This is a genomic window from Geodermatophilus obscurus DSM 43160 (assembly GCF_000025345.1).
GTDB classification, from domain to species: domain Bacteria; phylum Actinomycetota; class Actinomycetes; order Mycobacteriales; family Geodermatophilaceae; genus Geodermatophilus; species Geodermatophilus obscurus.
On sequence record NC_013757.1, the window covers coordinates 4,229,447 to 4,248,572 of the forward strand.

Consider the following 19,126-nt stretch of genomic DNA (forward strand, 5'->3'; position numbering starts at 1 on the left):
TCACCCCTCGCACGCTGGGGGTGAGCCTCCGGGCGAGGCCGACCTGCGAGGGATGGGGGACGCGGGGTCCTTCTACTACTCGCGGAGGCTGGCGCGCGCCTTCTCCACCGAGCGCAGCATCCGCTCCAGGGTGCCGCCGAAGTCGGCCAGCCGGGTGTCGACGTACTCGTCGACCTCGGTGCGCATCCGGGTGACGTCCGCTGCGGTCCGCGCCCCGAGCTCGTCGGCGCGGTCGACCGCGCCCCGGTAGACCTCGGTCTCGCTGATCAGCCGCTCGTGCTCGGCCTGCGCGGCCGCCAGGATCTCCGCCTGCTGGGCCTGGGCCTCGGCGATCAGCGCGTCGTACTGCCGGCGGGCCTCCTCGGCGATCTGCTCGGCCTCCTCCTCGGCGCGGGCGAGCAGGTCCTCGGCCTCGGCCTGGGCGCGGGCCAGCAGGTCGTCGCGCTGCCGGCGGGCCGTGCCGAGGATCTCCTCGCGCTGCCGCCGCGCCGCGCCGACCACCTGCTCGGTCTCGCTGCGGGTGCGGCCGGTCAGCCGCTCCGCCTCGGCCTGCGCCTGCTGGAGGATCTCGGTGCGCTGCTCGACGATCGCGCCGGCCTTGTGCACCTCGGCCGGCAGGTTCTCGCGGAGGTCGTCGAGCAGGTCGAGCACGACGTCGCGGGGGACCATGCACGAGCCGCCGGACATCGGCACGCTGCGCGCGTTCTCGATGACGCTGCTGAGCTCGTCGACGGTCTCGTACAGCCGGTAGACGACCTCCGTCACGTCTCCTCCTCACCGGCGCTCGTCGGAGCCGCGACCGGCGGTGCGGTGTCCTCGGGTGACCTCGCGAGCTCCGTCACGTCCCCTGCTCCCGGTGCGCGATGAGCCGCTCGTGCACGGCCTTGGGCACCAGCCCCGAGACGTCGCCGCCGAAGGTGGCGATCTGCTTGACCAGGCTGGAGGAGAGGTGGCCGACCTGCGGGGCCGTGGGCACGAAGAGCGTCTCCACCCCGGCCAGCTCGCGGTTCATCTGCGCCATCTGCAGCTCGTACTCGAAGTCGCTGACCGCGCGCAACCCCTTGACGATCACCGGGATGTCGTTGCTGCGGCAGTAGTCGACGAGCAGGCCCTGGAAGCTGTCGACGACAACGTTGGGGACGTCGGCGACCGCGTCGCGCAGCAGCGCGATGCGCTCGTCGACGGTGAACAGCCCGGCCTTGCCGGGGTTCACCAGGACGGCGACGACCAGTTCGTCGTACAGGGCCGCGGCCCGGCTGACGACGTCGACGTGGCCGTTCGTCACGGGGTCGAACGACCCGGGGCAGACCGCTCGCCTCACGGACAGCGACCGTACCGGAGCACGGCCTCGCCGTAGCGGCGGTCGCGCAGTCCGCGCAGGGGTGTCGGCCACTCGAAGGGCGCCTCGCGGCTGGAGCGCTCGACCACGACGACGGCGCCCTCGGCCAGCCACTCCCCGCTGAGCAGCGCCGCCAACACGCCGAGGACCTGGGGCAGCGGCGTGGCGTAGGGCGGGTCGGCGAGGACGAGGTCGAAACGGGCCGGCGGCGGCCCGGCGACGACGGAGGGCACCGAGCCGGACACGATGCGCCCGCCGGGCAGGCCTACCGCCTCGAGGTTGGCCCGCAGCACCGGCAGCACCCGCGGGCCGTTCTCCACGAACACCACCGGGGACGCGCCGCGGCTGAGCGCCTCCAACCCCAGCGCCCCGGACCCGGCGTAGAGGTCCAGGACGGCGGCCCCCTCGAGGTCCAGCAAGGTGCCGAGGCTGTTGAACAACGCCTCCCGGGCGCGGTCGCCGGTGGGCCGCACGCCCGACGGCGGCACCTTCAGCCGCCGTCCCCCGGCGGCGCCGGCGATGATCCTGGTCACGCCTCCGGCCCCGTCCAGAGGCTCGCCCCGAGCGTGCGAGGGGTGAGGGGGACGGGGTCTTTCCTCATGCCTTCTCCAGGTACTCCGCGCGCTCGTCGGTGGCCAGCGCGGCCACCTCCATCGCCAGGCCCGGGAAGTCGGCGAGGCCGCGGTCGGTGGCCAGCAGGGCCGTGGCCTCGGTGCGGGCCTCGGCGATGAGCTGCTCGTCCTCCAGCAGCGAGAGCATCCTGATGCCTGAGCGGCGGCCGGACTGCGCGGCACCGAGCACGTCACCCTCGCGGCGGGTCTCCAGGTCCAGCCGGGCCAGCTCGAACCCGTCCGAGGTGCCGGCCACCGCGGCCAGCCGCTGCCCGGTGGCCGAGGACGCGGACGCCTCGGAGACCAGCAGGCACAGGCCCTGGTGCCTGCCGCGCGCCACCCGGCCGCGCAGCTGGTGGAGCTGGCTGACGCCGAAGCGGTCGGCGTCCAGAACGACCATCACGGTGGCGTTGGGCACGTCGACGCCGACCTCGACGACGGTGGTGGCGACCAGGACGTCGACGTCCCCCGCGGCGAAGGCGCGCATCCGCGCCTCCTTGTCCTCCGGGGTCATCCGGCCGTGCAGGACCTCCAGGCGCAGCCCGGCCAGCGGCCCGGCGCGCAGCTCCTCGGCCACGTCGAGGACGGCCAGCGGCGGACGGCGGTCCGAGACCTCCCCCGCCGGGGCGCCGTCGGCGTCGTCGGGCTCCTCCTCCGTGGCGGCGTCCTCACCGATCCGCGGGCAGACGACGTAGGCCTGCCGGCCGGCGGCGACCTCCTCGCGCAGCCGCTCCCAGGCGCGGTCGAGCCAGGCCGGCTTGTCGCGGACGGGGACCACCGAGCTGGCCACCCCGCCGCGCCCGCCCGGCAGCTGACGCAGCGTGGAGGTCTCCAGGTCTCCGTAGACGGTCATCGCGACCGTCCGCGGGATCGGCGTCGCGGTCATCACCAGCACGTGCGGCGGCCGGTTGCCCTTGGCCCGCAGCGCGTCGCGCTGCTCGACGCCGAAGCGGTGCTGCTCGTCGACCACGACCAGGCCGAGGTCGGCGAAGTCCACGCCCTCCTGCAGCAGCGCGTGCGTGCCGACGACGATGCCGGCGCTGCCGTCGGCCACCGCGGCGCGGCCCTGCCGGCGGGCGGCGGCCTTCTGCGAGCCGGTGAGCAGCACCACGCGGGTGCCGGCCGGGTCGCCGTCCAGCTCCCCGGCGCGGCCCAGCGGGCCGAGCATCGCCCCGATGCTGCGGGCGTGCTGGGCGGCGAGCACCTCGGTGGGGGCGAGCAGCGCGGCCTGGCCGCCGGCGTCGACGACCTGGGCCATGGCGCGCAGCGCGACGACGGTCTTGCCGGCGCCGACCTCGCCCTGCAGCAGCCGGTGCATGGGCTGCTCGCGGGCCAGCTCGGCGGCGAGCTCCTCCCCCACCGCGCACTGCCCGTCGGTGAGCGCGAAGGGCAGGGCCGCGTCGACGGCGTCCAGCAGACCCCCGGGGCGCCGCGGGCGGGCGATCCCGGGCTCCAGCGCGGCGGCGCGGCGGCGGGCGGCGAGGGTCAGCTGGAGGGTGAGCGCCTCGTCCCACTTGAGCCGGTACCCGGCCCGCTCGACGTCCTCGTCGGAGGTGGGCCGGTGGATGTCGAGCAGCGCGGCCGCCAGGCTGGGCAGCCCGTGACGGGCGCGCAGCTCCGCGGGCAGCGGGTCCTCGACGAAGCCGAAGCCGCCGGAGGCGTCGAGCAGCAGCCGGACCGACTTCTGGATGACCCAGCTGGAGACGTCCTTGCTCGCCGGGTAGATGGGGATGAGCGCGCGGGCCCAGTCCGTGTCGTCGTCCCCGGTGATGAGGTGGCAGTCCGGGTGGGCGAACTGCTTGCTCCTGCGGTACTCGCCGACGGTCCCGGCGAACAGCCCCCAGGCCCCCTCGCGCAGGTTGGCGTGCCTGCGGTTGAAGAAGACCAGCTGCATGGAGCCGGCACCGTCGCCCACGGTGACCTCGGTGAGGGTGCCCGGGCGGTTGCGCATCTTCCGCGTGGCCACCTTGCGCACCTGGGCCAGCACGGTCACCCGGTCGCCGACCTGGAGGTCGTCGAGGCGGGTCATCTCCCCGCGCTTGGCGTACCGGCGCGGGTAGTGCCGCAGCAGGTCGCGCACCGTGTACAGCTCGAGCTGCTCGGCCATCGCCTTGGCGGTCTTGGCCCCGAGCACCCGGTCCAGCCGGGTGGCCATGTCGACGGCCACTACTCCACCCCCACCTGCAGCCGGACCCCCTCGGGTGCGCCGTCGTAGCGGGTCACCTCGACGGTCGGGTGCACGGCCGCCAGGTGCGTGCAGACCACGTCGGCGAGGTCGGTGTCGGAGCCGGCGACGACGGTGACCAGCTCCCCGCCGGCGGACAGCATGCGGTCGAGCAGCTCGCAGGCGACCGCGGCCGGCTCCCCGCCGATGAGCAGGACGTCGCCCTCCGCCGAGCCCAGCACGTCGCCGGGCGCGCACCGGCCGGCGCTGGTCAGCGCCTCGTGCTCGGCGACGGTGACCTCGGCCCAGCGGGTGGCCGCGGCCGCCTCGGCCATGGTGACGATGTCGTCACCGAAGCGCCGGGAGGGGTCGGCGACGGCGAGCGCCGCGAGGCCCTGCACCGGCGAGCGGGTGGGGACGACGGCGACGTCGCGCCCCTCCTCGCGGGCGCGCTCGGCGGCGCGGGAGGCCAGGGCGGTGAACGCCGGGTCGTTGGGCAGCACGACGACGCCCGCCGCGCCGGACCCCAGGACCGCGGCGAGCACGTCGTCCTCGGCCACGCCGCCCGGGCCGCAGGGGACGACGGTGGCGCCCTCGTCGGTGAAGAGCTCGGCGAGCCCGCCGTCGGGGACGATCGCGACGACCGCACGCGCCCCGGGGTCCGGCGCCGGCGCCCGGACCGGGGCCAGCGGGGTCACCGAGATGCGGTACGGCCGGCCGGCCTCGATGCCGGCCTCGATGGCCGCGCCGACGTCGCTGACGTGCACGTGCACGTTCCACTCGCGCCCGCCGGGTGTGTCGACGCCGACGACCACCAGGCTGTCGCCCAGGGCGGCCAGCCGGTCCTGCAGCTGGGCCACGGCGGCCTCGTCGCTGTCGGCGAGCAGGTACTGCACCTCGCTGCCCGGGCCGGCGGGCGGCTGGTGGGGCAGGTCACCGGAGTCGTGTCCGTGGTGGTGCCCGGCGTGGAGGCCGCGCTCGGCCCGGCGGACCAGCGGCGGGCGGTCGGGCTCGACACCGGTCACGGTGGTGACCAGGGCGTCGAGGACCAGGCACAGCCCCGCTCCCCCGGCGTCGACCACGCCGGCGTCGCGCAGCGCGGCCAGCTGTCCCGGCGTCGCCTCGAGGGCGGCACGGGCGCCGTCGGCCGCGGCCCGCACGACCTCGCCCAGGGCGGTGTGCCCGCCGGCGACCGCGGCGACCGCCGCCTCACCGCCGGCCCGCGCCACCGTGAGGAACGTCCCCTCCTCCGGGTCGGCGACGGCGCCGTAGGCGCTGTCAGCGGCCTTCTGCAGTGCGGCGGCGAGGGTGGGCCCGTCGGCCGGGGGCTGGCCCGCCAGCTGGTCGGCCAGCCCGCGCCACAGCTGGGCGAGGATGGTGCCGGAGTTGCCGCGGGCGCCCAGCACGGCTCCGCGGGCCACGAGCGCCCAGGCCGGCTCGGCCCGGTCGGGGCCGGCCTCGTCGAGCGTGGCCAGCGCGGCCTCGGCGGTGGCCAGCAGGTTGGTGCCGGTGTCGCCGTCGGGCACGGGGAAGACGTTGAGGTCGTCGAGGCGGCCCCGCGCTGCGGACAGCCCGGCGACCGCGGCCCGGCACCACTGGCCGACCGCGGCGTCGTCGAGCGCCGGCAGCACGGCCGGAGGGTACCCACGCGGACCGACGGCGCCGGGCGTGCGACGGGGCCCGGGCGTGCTGCCGCCGCCCTCCGCGACGTCGCCGCCAGGGAGCAGTTAGACTCTTCTTTGGTCTGTGTGCGGGCGCGTCGGCGTGCCGCCGTCCGTGAAACGAATCTCTGGGAGTGATCCACCGTGGCTGCCGTGTGCGATGTCTGTGGCAAGGGGCCCGGTTTCGGTATGTCGGTGTCGCACTCGCACCGCCGCACGCCGCGCCGTTGGAACCCGAACATCCAGTCCGTGCGGGCGCTCGTCGCCCCGGGCAACCGTCGCCGCATCAACGCCTGCACCTCGTGCATCCGGGCGGGCAAGGTCGTGCGCGCCTGACGAAGGGCCCCGCGTCCCCCCGACCCTCGCGAGCTCGGGTCGGGACCCTGACACGGGGCCGTTCCAGCACGTCACCACGCGGAGCCCGGAGGTCGGAGGACCTCCGGGCTCCGTCGCGTTCCGGGCCGGCCGCCCTCCCGCTCCTCCTCCGGCGGGAGGGGCGAGATGGTCAGCCGATGCCGCGGGCGCGCGCGGCCTCGACCACCAGGTCGACGACCGTCTGCAGCGGCAGGGCCGTGCTGTCGATCACCAGGTGGTAGCTGCGCGGCGAGGCCGCGTCGACGCGGTAGGACCGCCGCACGTACCCCTCCCGCGCCGCGTCGTTGGCCCGCAGCTCCCGCCGCACCTCGTCGCGCGGGCGCCCGGTGCGCACCATGACCGCGTCGAGCCGCCGCTCCTCGGGGCCGTCGAGGCGGACGTGCAGCGTGCCGGGCCGGTCGCCGAGCACCAGCGCGGCGGCGCGGCCGAGGACCACCCCGCCCGGCCCGTCGGCTATCTCGCGCACCACCCGCTCGGTCTGCAGCCGGAAGGTCCGCTCGTCGAGCTGCTCGGTCACCGGGACGACGCCGCCCATCGGGTCGGGCATGCTGCCGAGCGAGGCGACGATCCGCCACAGCCCCCGGGCGACGGTCTCGTCGTTGGCCTCCGCCTCGGCCAGCGGGACGCCGAGCCGGCCGGCCACCTGCGCGGGGATGGCCCGGTCGTGGAAGACCAGGCCCAGGTGCGCGGCGACGGCTGGACCGACCTGGTCACCGCCTGCGCCGTAGGAAGCCGAGATCGTCACCACACCGGCTCCGCTCACCGCTCCTCCTCACCGTCCAGTCGCTTGCCCAGGAACACCGCCCCGGGCAGGCCGGCGTACACGCCGTACCCGGGTGCAGAGGTGTAGCCGAGCGCGGCGTACAGCGCCAGCGCCTCCGGCTGCCGGGACCCGGAGTTCAGCACCACCGACCGGACGCCGGCCGCGGCCGCGCTCTCCTCGAGCGCGCCCATGAGCAGCTGCGCCAGGCCCTGCCGGCGGAACCCGGGCGCCACGTACACGCGCTTGACCTCGGCCACGCCGGGCTCGTGCACCCGCCAGCCGCCGCACCCCGCGGGGACGCCGTCCACCTCGGCGACGAGGAACAGCCCGGCCGGTGGGGTGAACTCGGCCGGGTCGACGACCGCCTCGTCGGGACCGCCGTAGCGGGTCACGTACTCCTGCTGCACACGGGCCACCATCTCGCGGGCGAGCGGGTCGTCGTAGGCCACGGCCCGCAGCGCGACCGGGCGGCCGTCGGCCAGCCGGGCCTCAGCGGAAGTGCGCATGCCCGGTCCCCTCCGCTCCGACGGCGGCGGCCGCCGCCTCGGCCGGCTCGCCGTCGACCCGCACGCCGGGGCCCCCGGCCCGCACCGTGCCGATCGGCACCCAGCCCTCCGGCAGGGCGGTGCCGGCGGGGAAGGTCGCCAGCAGCGCGTGGTCCTCCCCGCCGGTCAGCACCCAGGCCATCGGGTCCCCGCCGAGGGCGGCCGCCACCTGCTGCAGCGGGCCGGGCAGCGCCAGGGTGGCCCGCACCAGCGCCGCCCGGTCGACGTCGACGAGCACGCCGCTCTCCTCGGCGAGGTGCCTGGCGTCGGCGAGCAACCCGTCGCTGACGTCGCACATCGCCGTCGCACCGGCGTCGGCCGCGGCCGGCCCGGCGGCGTAGGGCGGCGCCGGACGGCGGTGCGCGGCCACCGCCGCGGCCGGGCTGGTGAACCCGCGCCGCAGCACAGCGAGACCGCACGCCGACCAGCCCAGCCGGCCGGCCAGGGCGAGCACGTCGCCCGGCCGGGCACCCGAGCGCAGCACCGGCGCCCGGCCCCCCAGGTCGCCCAGCGCGGTCACCGACAGGACGACGGCGCCGCTGTCGGGGGCCGACGACACCGTGTCGCCGCCGACGACGGCCGCCCCCAGCGGCGCGCACTCCTCGGCCAGACCGGCGGCCACGCCCTCCAGCCACGTCGTCGGGGTGTCCGGCGGGCAGGCCAGCCCGACCAGCAGCGCGGTCGTCACCCCGCCCATGGCGGCGACGTCGGCGAGGTTGGCCGCGGCCGCCTTGTGCCCGACGTCCTCGGCCGAGGACCAGTCGCGACGGAAGTGCCGGCCCTCGACGAGGACGTCCGTGGTGGCGACCACGCGGCCGTCGGGTGCGCGGAGCACGGCGGCGTCGTCACCGGGCCCGACGTCGGCGACCCGGGCCGTTCCGGAGCGCGCGAGCACACGGGCGATCACGCCGAACTCGCCGACGACCCGCACGCTGTCGGCGGGGTCGTCCCGCGGGACCAGTGGGCGCGGACGAGTCACCGGTCCCTCCAGCCTGCTGGGGTAGGTTGCCGAACTGTCCGCCCGCCGGCGCGGACGCCGCACCCGCAGCGCCGCCCGAGGAAAGGTCTCCCGTGGTCCACGCCTACATCCTCATCCAGACCGAAGTCGGCAAGGCCGCCCAGGTGGCGTCGAGCATCAGTGAGATCTCGGGTGTCACCAAGGCCGAGGACGTCACGGGTCCCTACGACGTGATCGTGCGGGCGGAGGCCGAGACCGTCGACGAGCTCGGCCGGCTGGTCGTCGCCCGGGTGCAGTCGGTCGACGGCATCACGCGCACGCTGACCTGCCCCGTCGTCAACATCTGAGCGCCCTGACCGAGAACCCCGCCCCGGACACCGGGGAGCCGCGGCCGTCCCGGCCGGACGATCCGCTGCGCCGCGTCGCGCTCGTCGTGACCGCTGTCGTCCTGCCGCTGGTGGTCGTGCTGCTGGTGCTCACCCGCGTCCTCGGTGGGGACGACGACACCGCCGGGAACCGGGCCGACGACGCGGTCGCCGACGTCGGGGGGACGCCGGCTCCCGGGCGGGCCGACCTGCCCCCGCTGCCGGTGGCGGTGCCCCCGGTGACCCCGGAGGCCGACGCCGCGTGCCCGGCGCTCATGGGCGCGCTCCCGCTCGAGCTGGCCGGCGAGCCGTCCCGCCCGGTGCAGTCCGCCAGCCCGTACGCCTACGCCTGGGGCGAGCCGCCGGTCGTGCTGGTCTGCGGCGTGGAGCGGCCGGCCGCGCTGGAGCCGACGTCCCCGCTGATCCAGATCAACGGCGTCAACTGGCTGGTGGACACCAGCGACCCCGACAGCATCGTGTGGACCGCCGTCGACCGGCCGGTGTACGTGCAGGTGACCGTGTCCGCCGACACGGACAGCGCGCCGGTCACCGCGCTCGGCCCGGTCCTCAACGACACCCTCCCCGTGCAGCCGGTCGACGCCGGCGGCTGAGCGAAGGACCACCCTTCCCCCCACGCCTCGTTGAAGGACCCCGTCCTCCCCACCCCTCGCTCCGCTCGGGGCGGTGCCCTGGACGGGGCCGGGCCGGGACGGGACGGGGCCGCCGTGTCCGTCAGGACGAGGGCAGCCGGTCCAGCTGGGCCGCCACCACGGCCCGCACCTCCTCGGTCACCGAGTCCACCGACCCGCCGACGGCGGTGACAGCGATGCTGAACACCCCCCGCGCGCACCAGGCGAAGGCCGCCGGCGAGGTCACCCCGGCCGCCGGGGCACCCTCGGCGAGCTGCAGCAGCCGGCAGCCGGCGGGCAGGACCGGCGGCTCCTCGCGCAGCAGGCCGCCGTAGACGTCGCCGTCGTGCTCGGCCACGTCCCGGGTGAACGCCGCGGCGCCCTCGGGCGTCTGGAACTGGTGGGTGAAGACGGTGGTCAGCGGACCCGACCCGGACCCCCAGTAGCGCTCCCAGCCGAACCGGTAGCCGTAGTCGTGCAGCACCTCGCGCTCCCGGTCGGCGTCCTCGGCGTAGCCGGCGACGTCCTCCACCGACTTCTCCCCCGCCGGCGGTGACAGGGCGCCGTCGGGGACCCGCGGCAGGCCGGACGGCACGGCGGGGACGACCAGCTCCTCGAGCTCCTGGGGGGTGCCCGGCGTCGCCGCGGCGGGTGCGGCGGACGCCCCGCCGTCGGCCGGGGTCGCGCAGCCCGGCAGCAGGGCCAGCAGCAGCACCAGGCCGCCGCGCCGGACGACCGCCGGCGGGCTCACGCCCGGGTGCCGTCCAGCGTCGCCTCGGCAGCCGGGCGGGCGGCCAGGGCGACCTCGACGAGCCGGTCCACCAGCGCGGCGAAGTCGACGCCGGTCGCCGCCCACATCCGCGGATACATCGAGATCGGGGTGAACCCGGGCATGGTGTTGACCTCGTTGACCACGAGCCGATCGGCGCCGTCCGGGCCGGTGCCGAGGAAGAAGTCGACCCGCGCCAGGCCGCGGCAGTCCAGCGCCAGGAACGCCTTGCGCGCGGTCTCCTGCACCAGCCGGGTCTGCTCAGGGGTGAGGTCGGCGGGCACGTCGAAGTCGACCGCGTCATCGAGGTACTTGGCGGCGAAGTCGTACCACTCGGTGCCCGGGCGCAGCCGGATCTCGGCCGGGAGGCTGGCCTGCGGGGGCCCGTCCGGCCGGGCGAGCACGCCGCACTCCACCTCCCGTCCGGGGACGGCGGCCTCCACGATCACCTTGGGGTCGACCGAGGCGGCGGTCGCCACCGCCTCGGGGAACTGCGCCCAGTCGGTCACCTTGGTGATCCCGATGCTGGACCCGGCGCGGCAGGGCTTCACGAACACCGGCAGGCCCAGCCGCTCGCGGTCCGCGTCGTCGAGCACGCCGGGATCGGCCGACACCGCGCCCGACGCGTCCCGCAGGACGACGTGGACGCCCTGCGGCAGTCCGGCCGCCGCCAGCAGCTTCTTGGTGAACTCCTTGTCCATCGACGCCGCGCTGGCGAAGACGCCCGAGCCCACGTACGGGATGCCGCTCATCTCCAGCAGGCCCTGGATGGTGCCGTCCTCGCCGTACGCGCCGTGCAGCACCGGGAAGACGACGTCCACCTCGGTCAGCGCGGAGGCCACGCCGGCGGCCGGCTCGAGGACGGCCAGCCCCCGTCCCCCCGGATCGCCCACCAACGAGACCGCCGTCCCGCCCGTGACCTCCGGCAGCTCGCCATCGGCGATCGCCAGGCGCTGCGCCGGCTCGGCGAGCACCCAGCGGCCGTCGCGGGCGATTCCCACGGGGACGACGTCGTACCGGTCGGGGTCCAGCCCCGCGAGGACGGCCCCGGCGGAGACGCAGGAGATGGAGTGTTCCGCGCTGCGGCCGCCGAAGACGACCGCGATCCGCAGCTTGCCCGCCTGTCCGCTCATCGCGGCAGACCCTAGTCGAGCACACCCGGCGTGCCCGGACGACGGGCGGTGAACCGCGCCGACGCACCCGCGGTGTGGGAACCTCGTCGTCGATGCGCGAGAACCTGGCCGTCCCGCCCGGCGGGAGCCTCCCGGGGACGGCGGCCGACGACGTCGTCCCGCCGTCCTTCCCGCGTGGGCTGCGGCTGGCCGGGGCCGCCGTGCACCTCTACACCGCCAGCGGCACGGTGCTGGCGCTGCTCATCGTGCTCGCCGCGTTCGACGGCGACGCGGTGGCCGCGCTCTGGCTGGGCCTGGTCGCCCTCGTCGTCGACGGCACCGACGGGATGCTGGCCCGCCGGATGCGGGTCAAGGAGACGATCCCCTGGTTCGACGGGGCGCGGCTCGACGACATCGTCGACTACCTGACCTACGCCTTCGCCCCCGTCGTGCTGCTGTGGACCACGGGGTCGCTGCCCGACGGCGTGCTCGGGTGGGTGGTGGCCGCGCTGCCGCTGCTGGCCTCCAGCTACCAGTTCTGCCGGGTGGACGCGAAGACCGACGACCACACCTTCCTGGGCTTCCCCAGCTACTGGAACGTCGTCGCCTTCTACGCCGTCGTCCTGGACCTCGGGCCGGGCGCGATCGCGGCGGTGCTGGTGGTCTGCTCGCTCCTGGTCTTCGTGCCGGTCCGCTACCTGTACCCCTCGCGCACCCGGGCACTGCGGGGGCTGAGCCTGGCGCTGACGGCGGTCTGGCTGGTCAGCTACGCCGTCCTGCTGGTGCAGGTGCCCGACCCGCACCCGGTCGTGGTGGCGCTGTCGCTGGCCTACCTCGTCTACTACGTCGGGGTGAGCCTGTGGCTGACCGCGCGGGCGGCCCGCCGCCGGCGCGGTGAGCCGGCCGCGACCGGATGAAGGACCCCCTGCTCCCCGCCACTCGCAGGCTCGCGGCGGGACCCTGCAGGGGGCCGTTCCAGCACGTCACCCGAGGGCGGCGTCCAGCGCGGCGGTGAGGTCGGCCACCAGGTCGGCGGTGTCCTCGATGCCGCAGGAGAGCCGCACGAACCCCTCCGGGACGGCGTCCCCACCCCACTGCGCCCGCCGGTCGACGGTGCTGTGCACCCCGCCGAAGCTGGTGGCCGCCGTCCAGAGCCGGCCGGCCGCCAGCAGCCGCGCGACCGCCGCCGCGTCGGGCAACTCGGCGGACACGATCCCGTTCGGGCGCAGCATCTGCCGGGTGGCGAGGTCGTACGAGGGGTCCCCGGGCCGCCACGGCCAGCGGACGCCGCTCGCCGCCGGGTGCGCGGCGAGCAGGTCGGCGACCGCCGCCGCGGTGGCCGCCTGCCGGGCCAGCCGCAGGTCCAGCGTGCTCATCGAGCGGTGCCCGAGCCACGCCTCGAAGGGGCCGGGCGTGCCGCCGGTGTGGTCGCGGAAGGACTTCAGGCACGCGTACAGCGCCTCGTCGGTGGTGCTGACGTGGCCGAGCAGCAGGTCGCTGTGGCCGGTGAGCGCCTTGGTGTCGCTGCCGACGGTCAGGTCGGCGCCCAGCGCCAGCGGCCGCTGGCCCAAGGGGGTGGCGGTCGTGTTGTCGACGGCGAGCACGGCTCCGGCGGCGCGGGTGGCGCGGGCGACGGCGGCGATGTCGCAGACGTCGAGCAGCGGGTTGCTCGGCGTCTCGAGCAGCACCAGCCGGGCGCCCTCGAGGTCGCCGCGCGCCGCGACCGCGCCGATCTCCGGGGTGGGCACGTACTCGACGGTCATGCCGTAGCGCTCGAGCTCGTCGCGGGCCAGCAGGCGGGTCGCGTAGTAGCCGTCCGACGGCAGCACCACGCGGTCGCCGGCGCGCACGACGGCCAGCACCGCCGCGCTGATCGCGGCCATGCCGGTCGCGAAGGACAGGCACCGGCCGCCGTCGAGCTCGCCGACCGCCGCCTCGAAGACCCGCAGCGTGGGGTGCTCGGTGCGCGCGTAGGCGTCGGCGCCGTCCGCGCGGGGTGGGCGGTCGCCCAGGTGGTACGGGGCGGCGAAGACCGGCGAGGGCCGCAGCGGCGCGCCCGGCACGGGCGCCTCCTCACCGGCCCGCACCGAGCGGGTCCCGTCGCCCCACGTCCCGTCGCTCACTCCGGCTTCGCTTCCCGGGACATGATCTCCTTCACCATCTGCGTCACGGGGACGCCGTCGTGGCACACCCGGACGACCGCCTCGGTGAGCGGCATGTCGACCCCGTGCGCCCGCGCCAGGTCCAGCACCGACCGGCAGCTCTTGACCCCCTCGGCCACCTGCCGGGTGCTCCGCTGCACCTCCTCGACCGACATGCCGCGCCCCAGCCGCTCCCCGAACGTCCGGTTGCGTGACAGCGGGGAGCTGCAGGTGGCCACCAGGTCGCCCAGGCCGGCGAGCCCGGCGAAGGTGGTCGGCTCGGCGCCGAGCGCGGCACCGAGCCGGGCGGTCTCGGCGAGGCCGCGGGTGATGAGCGAGGCGCGGGTGTTGTCGCCGAAGCCCATGCCCTCGGTGATGCCGCAGGCCAGCGCGATGACGTTCTTCACCGCGCCGCCGAGCTCGCAGCCCACCAGGTCCTGGTTGGTGTACGGGCGGAAGTAGGGGGTGTGGCACGCCGCCTGCACCTGGGCCGCGCGGTCGTGGTCGGTGCAGGCCACCACGGTGGCGGCCGGCTGCTCCTCGGCGATCTCGCGCGCCAGGTTCGGGCCCGACAGCGCGGCGACCCGGTCGGGGCCGGCGCCGGTGACCTCGCGGATCACCTGGCTCATCCGCTTGGTGCTGCCCAGCTCGATGCCCTTCATCAGGGAGAGCAGGACCGCGTCGGCCGGCAGCAGCGGCGCCCACTCGGTGAGGTTGTCCCGCAGCGACTGGGAGGGAACGGCGAGCACCACGATCTCGGCGTCGGCGAGGGCCTCGGCGGCGTCCGCGGTGGCGCGCAGCCGGTCGGGCAGCCGGATGCCGGGCAGGTACTCGGCGTTCTCGCGGGTCTCGCCGATCTCGTGCGCCAGCTCCGGACGGCGGGCGTGCAGCAGCACCGTGCAGCCGGCGTCGGCCAGCACCTTGGCGAAGGTGGTCCCCCAGGAACCGGCCCCGAGGACGGCGGCCCGGGTGCCCGTGGACGCCCTCACGCGGCGCTCCCCGGCAGGTCACCGGGCAGCGCACGGCGCGGGTGGGAGGTGCTCGTGGGAGGTGCCGGCTCCCCGCGGAGCTCGGCCAGCTGATCGCGCACGCAGGCCATCATCCGGTCGGTCACCTCGCGCAGCAGGTCCCCGGTCATCGGCCGGCCGGCGCGGACCTGCGCCCGCAGGTCGGTGAGGTCCAGCGGTTCGCCGACCAGGTGGTCGGCGGGCGCGCGCAGCCGCAGGCGCAGGCGCTTGGTGTGGTAGTCGTGCACCCGCTGCGGACCCCACTGCGCCACCGGGAGGACGACGGCGTCGGTGGTGAGCGCCAGCCGCGCCACTCCGGTGCGGGCCTCCATGGGCCACCAGTCGGGGTCCCGGGTCACCGACCCCTCCGGGTAGATCACGACGACGTTGCCGGCGGCGAGGTCGGCCTCGGCGGCCGCCAGTGACGCGCGGGCGTCGGCCCGGCCGCGGGCGACCGGGATCTGCCCGGCGGCGCTCAGGATCCTGCCGGCGAGCCCGGTGAAGACCGCCTCCTTGGCCAGGAAGTGCGGAACGCGGCCGCAGTCCCAGACCAGCCGCGCGCACGCCAGCGGGTCGAGCACGGACACGTGGTTGGCCACCACGAGCACCGGGCCGGTGCGGGGGAAGCGCTCGGCGTGCCGGTACCGCATCCGGAACAGCAGCACGGTGACCGGGTAGATGACCGCCACGCAGAACAGCAGCGCCGGCGGCAGCGGTCTGCGGGTGCGCCACCGGGACGGCGGGGCTCCGGCACGGCGCGACACCCCGGTCTCCGGGGACCCGTCCTGCGTCACCGGTTCCTCCCTCCTGCGCCCGGCCACTGCCGGCCGGGACGTCGTCAGAGCCCATGATCTGCCCTGGGTGGGGCCCCGGAGCGCACCGGGGTGCAACCGCCCGGTCCGCACCCGGCGCCGGTGTGCTCACATGGTCGCCGTGCGCGCGTGGTCGGTCGTGGTCCCGGCGAAGCGGCTGCCGCTGGCCAAGACCCGCCTCAGGCCGCTGCCCGAGGGCCTGGACGGCCCGCCGGACGCGCACGACCGGCTGGTCCTGGCGCTGCTCGCCGACACCGTCGCCGCGGCCCTTTCCTCCCCCGCGGTCACCGGCGTCCTGGTCGTCACCGACGACCCCGCGGCCGCCGCAGAGGTCACCCGGCTGGGTGCCCGCACGGTGCCCGACGAGCCCGGCCGCGGCCTCAACCCGGCCCTCGAGCACGGCGCCCGCGCCACCGGGGGGAGAGCGGTGGCGGCGCTCTCCTCGGACCTGCCGGCCCTGCGCCCGGAGGAGCTGACCGCCGCCCTGGCCGCGGCGGAGGCCGCGCCGCGCTGCTTCGTCCCCGACGCGCAGGGCACCGGGACGACGCTGCTCACCGCCGCCGGCACCGACCTCTCCCCCGCCTTCGGGACCGGGTCGGCGCAGCGGCACGCGGCCGGTGGCGCCGTTGCGCTGACCGGCGCCTGGCCGGGCCTGGAGCGGGACGTGGACACGCCCGGCGACCTGCGCGGCGCCCTCGCGCTGGGCGTCGGGCCGCACACCGCGGCACTGCTCGGCGGGGCGGCCCGGCCCACCGGCTGACCTGGCGCTGGTCACCCACCGGCAACCGGACTGCGGCACGATGAGCCCGTGCCCCCGACCAGAGCCGGTGCCCCCGCCGACCGGTACATCAACCGCGAGCTGTCGTGGCTGGACTTCAACTCCCGTGTGCTCGAGCTGGCGGAGGACGACTCCCTGCCACTGCTGGAGCGGGTCAAGTTCCTGGCGATCTTCGCCGGCAACCTCGACGAGTTCTACATGGTCCGCATCGCCGGGCTGAAGCGCCGGCAGAGCACCGGGCTGACGGTCCGCTCGCCCGACGGGCTGACCATCCGCGAGCAGCTGGCGCTGGTCACCGAGCGGACCCGCGACCTGGTGCACCGGCACGCCGACGTCTTCACCAAGGACATCAGCCCGCGCCTGGAGGAGGCCGGGATCCGGATCGTGCACTGGGGCGAGCTGGCCGACGACGAGGCCAAGCGGCTGCGGGAGTACTTCCGCGACCAGGTGTTCCCGGTGCTGACCCCGCTGGCGGTCGACCCGGCGCACCCGTTCCCCTACATCAGCGGCCTGTCGCTGAACCTGGCCGTCCAGGTGCGGGACCCCGACACCGGCGCCCCGCGCTTCGCCCGGCTCAAGGTGCCCAACAACGTGCCGCGGTTCGTGTCCGTGGGGGCGGGTGGGACGGTCGACCCGGCCTCGGGTGCGACGTTCCTGCCCCTCGAGGACCTCATCGCGGCGCACCTGCAGCAGCTGTTCCCCGGCCTGGACGTCATCGGCCACCACCTGTTCCGGGTCACCCGCAACGCCGACCTCGAGGTCGAGGAGGACCGCGACGAGGACCTGCTGCAGGCCCTCGAACGAGAACTGGCCCGCCGCCGCTTCGGGCCGGCGGTGCGGCTGGAGGTCGCCGAGCCGATGGACCCGGCGATCCTCGACGTGCTCGTCAGCGAGCTGGAGGTCGGCAGGTCCGACGTCGTCCACGTGCCAGGCCTGCTCGACCTCGCCGCGCTGTGGGAGCTCTACGGGCTCGACCGCCCCGAGCTCAAGGACGAGCCGTTCGTGCCGGCCACCCACCCGCGGCTCAGCGAGGGCGAGACGCCCAAGAGCGTGTTCGCCACGCTGCGGGAGGGCGACGTGCTCGTCCACCACCCGTACCACTCGTTCGCGACCAGCGTGCAGCGCTTCATCGAGCAGGCCGCCGCCGACCCGGACGTGCTGGCGATCAAGCAGACCCTGTACCGGACGTCGGGCGACTCGCCCATCGTGAACGCGCTCATCGACGCCGCGCACGCCGGCAAGCAGGTCGTCGTCCTCGTGGAGATCAAGGCGCGCTTCGACGAGGAGGCCAACATCAGCTGGGCCCGGTCGCTGGAGCGGGCCGGCTGCCACGTCGTCTACGGGCTGGTGGGGCTCAAGACCCACTGCAAGACGGCGCTGGTCGTGCGCCGGGAGCACGGTGTGATCCGCCGCTACTGCCACATCGGCACCGGCAACTACAACCCCAAGACCGCCCGGCTCTACGAGGACCTCGGCATCCTGACCGCGGACCCCCGGGTGGGTGCGGACCTGACCGACCTGTTCAACACCCTCACCGGCTACTCGCGGCAGACGACCTACCGCCGGTTCATGGTGGCACCGCACGGCATCCGCCCCGGGCTCGTCGAGAAGATCCGGCGGGAGGCCCGCCACGCCCGCGAGGGCCGGCCGGCCGGCATCCGCATCAAGGTGAACTCGCTGGTCGACGAGGAGCTCATCGACGCCCTCTACGAGGCGTCGTCGGCCGGCGTGCCGGTGGAGCTGCTCATCCGCGGCATCTGCTCGCTGCGTCCCGGCGTCCCGGGCCTGTCGGAGAACGTGCGGGCGCGCTCCATCGTCGGCCGCTTCCTGGAGCACTCCCGGGCGATGTGGTTCGCCAACGGCGGCGAGGGTGAGTGGTGGCTCGGCAGCGCCGACCTCATGCACCGCAACCTCGACCGCCGCGTCGAGGTGCTGCTGCGGGTGTGCGACGACACCGCCGCGCGCCAGCTGCAGGACGTCTTCGACGCCGCGATGGCCGACGGCGTGCGCTGCTGGGAGCTGGGCAGCGACGGCGCGTGGACGCGCAGCGGTGAGTGCGACTACCAGGCCGCGCTGATGGCGGCGGCGGTGGACCATGCCGGCTGAGGCGGGCCGCCTCGTCCGCGCGGCCGGCGGCGCCCTGTGGCGCCCGGCCGCCGGCGGCGGCGTGGAGACGGCGCTGGTGCACCGCCCGCGCTACGACGACTGGTCGCTGCCCAAGGGCAAGCCCGACGAGGGTGAGCACCTGCTGCAGACCGCGGTGCGCGAGGTCGCCGAGGAGACCGGCCTGGAGGTCGTCGTCGGCCGGCGCAGCGTGCGCACCGAGTACGAGGTGTCGGAGGGTCCCAAGCGGGTCGACTACTGGCTGATGCGCGTGGTCGGCGGGGAGTTCGCGCCCAACGACGAGGTCGACGAGCTGCGCTGGCTGCCGGTCGACGAGGCCTGCGCACTGGTCAGCCACGCGCACGACCGCGCCGTGCTGGCCGACCTGGCGCGCACCGACGTCCCGCGGGAGCCCTCGCTGCTGCTGGTCCGGCACGCCAAGGCCGGCAGCAAGTCGGCCTGGGACGGACCCGACGAGCTGCGGCCGCTGGACGGCAAGGGCCGCCGGCAGGCCGGGCAGCTGGCCTCGGTGCTGCCGCTGTTCCGCCCGGTCGAGCTGCTGAGCGCCGAGCGGGTCCGCTGCCGGGAGACGCTCAAGCCACTGGCCGAGCGGCTGGGCTGCGACGTGCACCCGCTGCGCGAGCTCGGCGAGGAGGAGTTCGCCGCCGACCCGCAGGCGGCCCTGGCGGTCGTCGAGCGGCTCCTCACGCCGCGCGACCGGCCCGGCGTGGCCGTCGTCTGCAGCCAGGGCGGGGCGATCCCGTCGGTGCTCGCGTCCCTGGGCGTCCGCCCCGCCGGCGCAGGCGGGGCGCTGCTCCCGCCGGCGGCGAAGGGCAGCACCTGGGTGCTGACCGGCCGGCCGGGGGCGCTTGCGGCCGACTACTACCGCGGCTTCTCGCCCGAGGCCGCCGAGGAACCCGCGTTCACCGGCCTGCGCTGATTGCGCTCGGCCCTCGATGATCAGGTGACCTGATCTTTCCGGGTCCTCCCTCAT

General features: G+C 75.8%; 20 protein-coding genes. 7 read left to right on the top strand and 13 right to left on the bottom strand.

The features are described from left to right. Positions 1-75: 75 nt before the first annotated feature. The 5 genes from GOBS_RS19670 to GOBS_RS19690 all read right to left on the bottom strand — a co-directional run bounded on the left by GOBS_RS19670 (position 76) and on the right by GOBS_RS19690 (position 5,745). The gene (locus tag GOBS_RS19670) at positions 76-765 is read right to left on the bottom strand and encodes a hypothetical protein (RefSeq protein ID WP_012950022.1); all 690 of its coding nucleotides are present in this window, start codon (positions 763-765) and stop codon (positions 76-78) included. A 73-nt stretch (positions 766-838) separates the two neighbouring features. Next, the gene (gene coaD, locus GOBS_RS19675; protein ID WP_012950023.1) at positions 839-1,321 is read right to left on the bottom strand and encodes a pantetheine-phosphate adenylyltransferase; all 483 of its coding nucleotides are present in this window, start codon (positions 1,319-1,321) and stop codon (positions 839-841) included. Next, positions 1,318-1,872, bottom strand: coding sequence for a 16S rRNA (guanine(966)-N(2))-methyltransferase RsmD (gene rsmD, locus GOBS_RS19680; protein WP_012950024.1), 555 nt, complete (start codon positions 1,870-1,872; stop codon positions 1,318-1,320). The genes coaD and rsmD overlap by 4 nt, the downstream gene beginning before the upstream one ends. Before the next feature lie 64 nt (positions 1,873-1,936). Beyond that, entirely contained in the window at positions 1,937-4,117 is a 2,181-nt protein-coding gene (gene recG / locus GOBS_RS19685; RefSeq protein WP_012950025.1) for an ATP-dependent DNA helicase RecG, read from the bottom strand. After that, complete coding sequence (locus tag GOBS_RS19690) at positions 4,117-5,745, bottom strand: DAK2 domain-containing protein (protein WP_012950026.1); 1,629 nt, start codon at positions 5,743-5,745, stop codon at positions 4,117-4,119. The genes recG and GOBS_RS19690 overlap by 1 nt, the downstream gene beginning before the upstream one ends. A gap of 183 nt (positions 5,746-5,928) precedes the next feature. Between GOBS_RS19690 and rpmB the strand changes: the two genes are divergently transcribed. Then, on the top strand, positions 5,929-6,111 hold the full coding sequence (rpmB, locus tag GOBS_RS19695; RefSeq protein ID WP_425283681.1) for a 50S ribosomal protein L28: 183 nt from the start codon (positions 5,929-5,931) through the stop codon (positions 6,109-6,111). Between the two features lie 169 nt (positions 6,112-6,280). Here rpmB and GOBS_RS19700 read toward each other — a convergent pair whose 3' ends face one another. The 3 genes from GOBS_RS19700 to GOBS_RS19710 are packed head-to-tail and all read right to left on the bottom strand — an operon-like array spanning position 6,281 to position 8,437. Further along, positions 6,281-6,913, bottom strand: coding sequence for a cytidylate kinase-like family protein (locus GOBS_RS19700; RefSeq protein ID WP_012950028.1), 633 nt, complete (start codon positions 6,911-6,913; stop codon positions 6,281-6,283). Continuing rightward, the gene (locus tag GOBS_RS19705) at positions 6,910-7,419 is read right to left on the bottom strand and encodes a GNAT family N-acetyltransferase (protein WP_012950029.1); all 510 of its coding nucleotides are present in this window, start codon (positions 7,417-7,419) and stop codon (positions 6,910-6,912) included. The genes GOBS_RS19700 and GOBS_RS19705 overlap by 4 nt, the downstream gene beginning before the upstream one ends. Then, positions 7,403-8,437 (bottom strand): thiamine-phosphate kinase, encoded by a 1,035-nt coding sequence (locus GOBS_RS19710; protein WP_049788411.1) that lies wholly within the window; start codon positions 8,435-8,437, stop codon positions 7,403-7,405. The genes GOBS_RS19705 and GOBS_RS19710 overlap by 17 nt, the downstream gene beginning before the upstream one ends. A 92-nt stretch (positions 8,438-8,529) precedes the next feature. Between GOBS_RS19710 and GOBS_RS19715 the strand changes: the two genes are divergently transcribed. Together GOBS_RS19715 and GOBS_RS19720 are read left to right on the top strand one after the other, a co-directional pair. Next, complete coding sequence (locus GOBS_RS19715) at positions 8,530-8,763, top strand: Lrp/AsnC ligand binding domain-containing protein (protein WP_012950031.1); 234 nt, start codon at positions 8,530-8,532, stop codon at positions 8,761-8,763. 86 nt (positions 8,764-8,849) lie between these two features. Then, a complete protein-coding gene (locus GOBS_RS19720) occupies positions 8,850-9,392 on the top strand; it encodes a DUF3515 domain-containing protein (RefSeq protein WP_012950032.1) in 543 nt (180 codons plus the stop codon). Positions 9,393-9,513: 121 nt separating this feature from the next. Here the strand turns inward: GOBS_RS19720 and GOBS_RS19725 are convergent, their stop codons facing one another. Both GOBS_RS19725 and GOBS_RS19730 read right to left on the bottom strand, forming a co-directional pair. Further along, the gene (locus GOBS_RS19725; protein WP_012950033.1) at positions 9,514-10,161 is read right to left on the bottom strand and encodes a hypothetical protein; all 648 of its coding nucleotides are present in this window, start codon (positions 10,159-10,161) and stop codon (positions 9,514-9,516) included. Next, the gene (locus GOBS_RS19730) at positions 10,158-11,312 is read right to left on the bottom strand and encodes a D-alanine--D-alanine ligase family protein (RefSeq protein ID WP_012950034.1); all 1,155 of its coding nucleotides are present in this window, start codon (positions 11,310-11,312) and stop codon (positions 10,158-10,160) included. The genes GOBS_RS19725 and GOBS_RS19730 overlap by 4 nt, the downstream gene beginning before the upstream one ends. 92 nt (positions 11,313-11,404) lie before the next feature. On the opposite strand from GOBS_RS19730, the gene GOBS_RS19735 reads away from it, so the two are divergent. Continuing rightward, on the top strand, positions 11,405-12,208 hold the full coding sequence (locus GOBS_RS19735) for a CDP-alcohol phosphatidyltransferase family protein (protein WP_012950035.1): 804 nt from the start codon (positions 11,405-11,407) through the stop codon (positions 12,206-12,208). A 66-nt stretch (positions 12,209-12,274) separates the two neighbouring features. Here the strand turns inward: GOBS_RS19735 and GOBS_RS19740 are convergent, their stop codons facing one another. The 3 genes from GOBS_RS19740 to GOBS_RS19750 are packed head-to-tail and all read right to left on the bottom strand — an operon-like array spanning position 12,275 to position 15,233. Next, on the bottom strand, positions 12,275-13,414 hold the full coding sequence (locus tag GOBS_RS19740) for a cystathionine gamma-lyase (protein ID WP_012950036.1): 1,140 nt from the start codon (positions 13,412-13,414) through the stop codon (positions 12,275-12,277). Next, positions 13,411-14,421 carry an NAD(P)H-dependent glycerol-3-phosphate dehydrogenase gene (locus tag GOBS_RS19745; protein ID WP_012950037.1) on the bottom strand — a complete coding sequence of 337 codons (1,011 nt, stop codon included), beginning with the start codon at positions 14,419-14,421 and terminating at the stop codon, positions 13,411-13,413. Before GOBS_RS19745 ends, GOBS_RS19740 begins: the two co-directional genes overlap by 4 nt. After that, positions 14,418-15,233, bottom strand: a complete 816-nt coding sequence (locus GOBS_RS19750) for a lysophospholipid acyltransferase family protein (protein WP_012950038.1) — start codon at positions 15,231-15,233, stop codon at positions 14,418-14,420. The genes GOBS_RS19745 and GOBS_RS19750 overlap by 4 nt, the downstream gene beginning before the upstream one ends. 130 nt (positions 15,234-15,363) lie before the next feature. Here GOBS_RS19750 and cofC point away from each other — a divergent pair, with 130 nt between their 5' ends. The 3 genes from cofC to GOBS_RS19765 are packed head-to-tail and all read left to right on the top strand — an operon-like array spanning position 15,364 to position 19,072. Beyond that, entirely contained in the window at positions 15,364-16,011 is a 648-nt protein-coding gene (cofC, locus tag GOBS_RS19755; protein ID WP_012950039.1) for a 2-phospho-L-lactate guanylyltransferase, read from the top strand. A gap of 48 nt (positions 16,012-16,059) precedes the next feature. After that, entirely contained in the window at positions 16,060-18,135 is a 2,076-nt protein-coding gene (locus GOBS_RS19760) for an RNA degradosome polyphosphate kinase (protein ID WP_012950040.1), read from the top strand. Continuing rightward, complete coding sequence (locus GOBS_RS19765) at positions 18,125-19,072, top strand: NUDIX hydrolase (protein ID WP_012950041.1); 948 nt, start codon at positions 18,125-18,127, stop codon at positions 19,070-19,072. The genes GOBS_RS19760 and GOBS_RS19765 overlap by 11 nt, the downstream gene beginning before the upstream one ends. Positions 19,073-19,126: the final 54 nt, after the last annotated feature.

Coding starts and splice junctions, on each gene's coding strand:
- GOBS_RS19705 (WP_012950029.1), bottom strand. CDS start 7,419: ATGCGCACTTCCGCTGAGGCCCGGCTGGCCGACGGCCGCCCGGTCGCG.
- GOBS_RS19730 (WP_012950034.1), bottom strand. CDS start 11,312: ATGAGCGGACAGGCGGGCAAGCTGCGGATCGCGGTCGTCTTCGGCGGC.
- GOBS_RS19735 (WP_012950035.1), top strand. CDS start 11,405: ATGCGCGAGAACCTGGCCGTCCCGCCCGGCGGGAGCCTCCCGGGGACG.
- cofC (WP_012950039.1), top strand. CDS start 15,364: ATGGTCGCCGTGCGCGCGTGGTCGGTCGTGGTCCCGGCGAAGCGGCTG.
- GOBS_RS19765 (WP_012950041.1), top strand. CDS start 18,125: ATGCCGGCTGAGGCGGGCCGCCTCGTCCGCGCGGCCGGCGGCGCCCTG.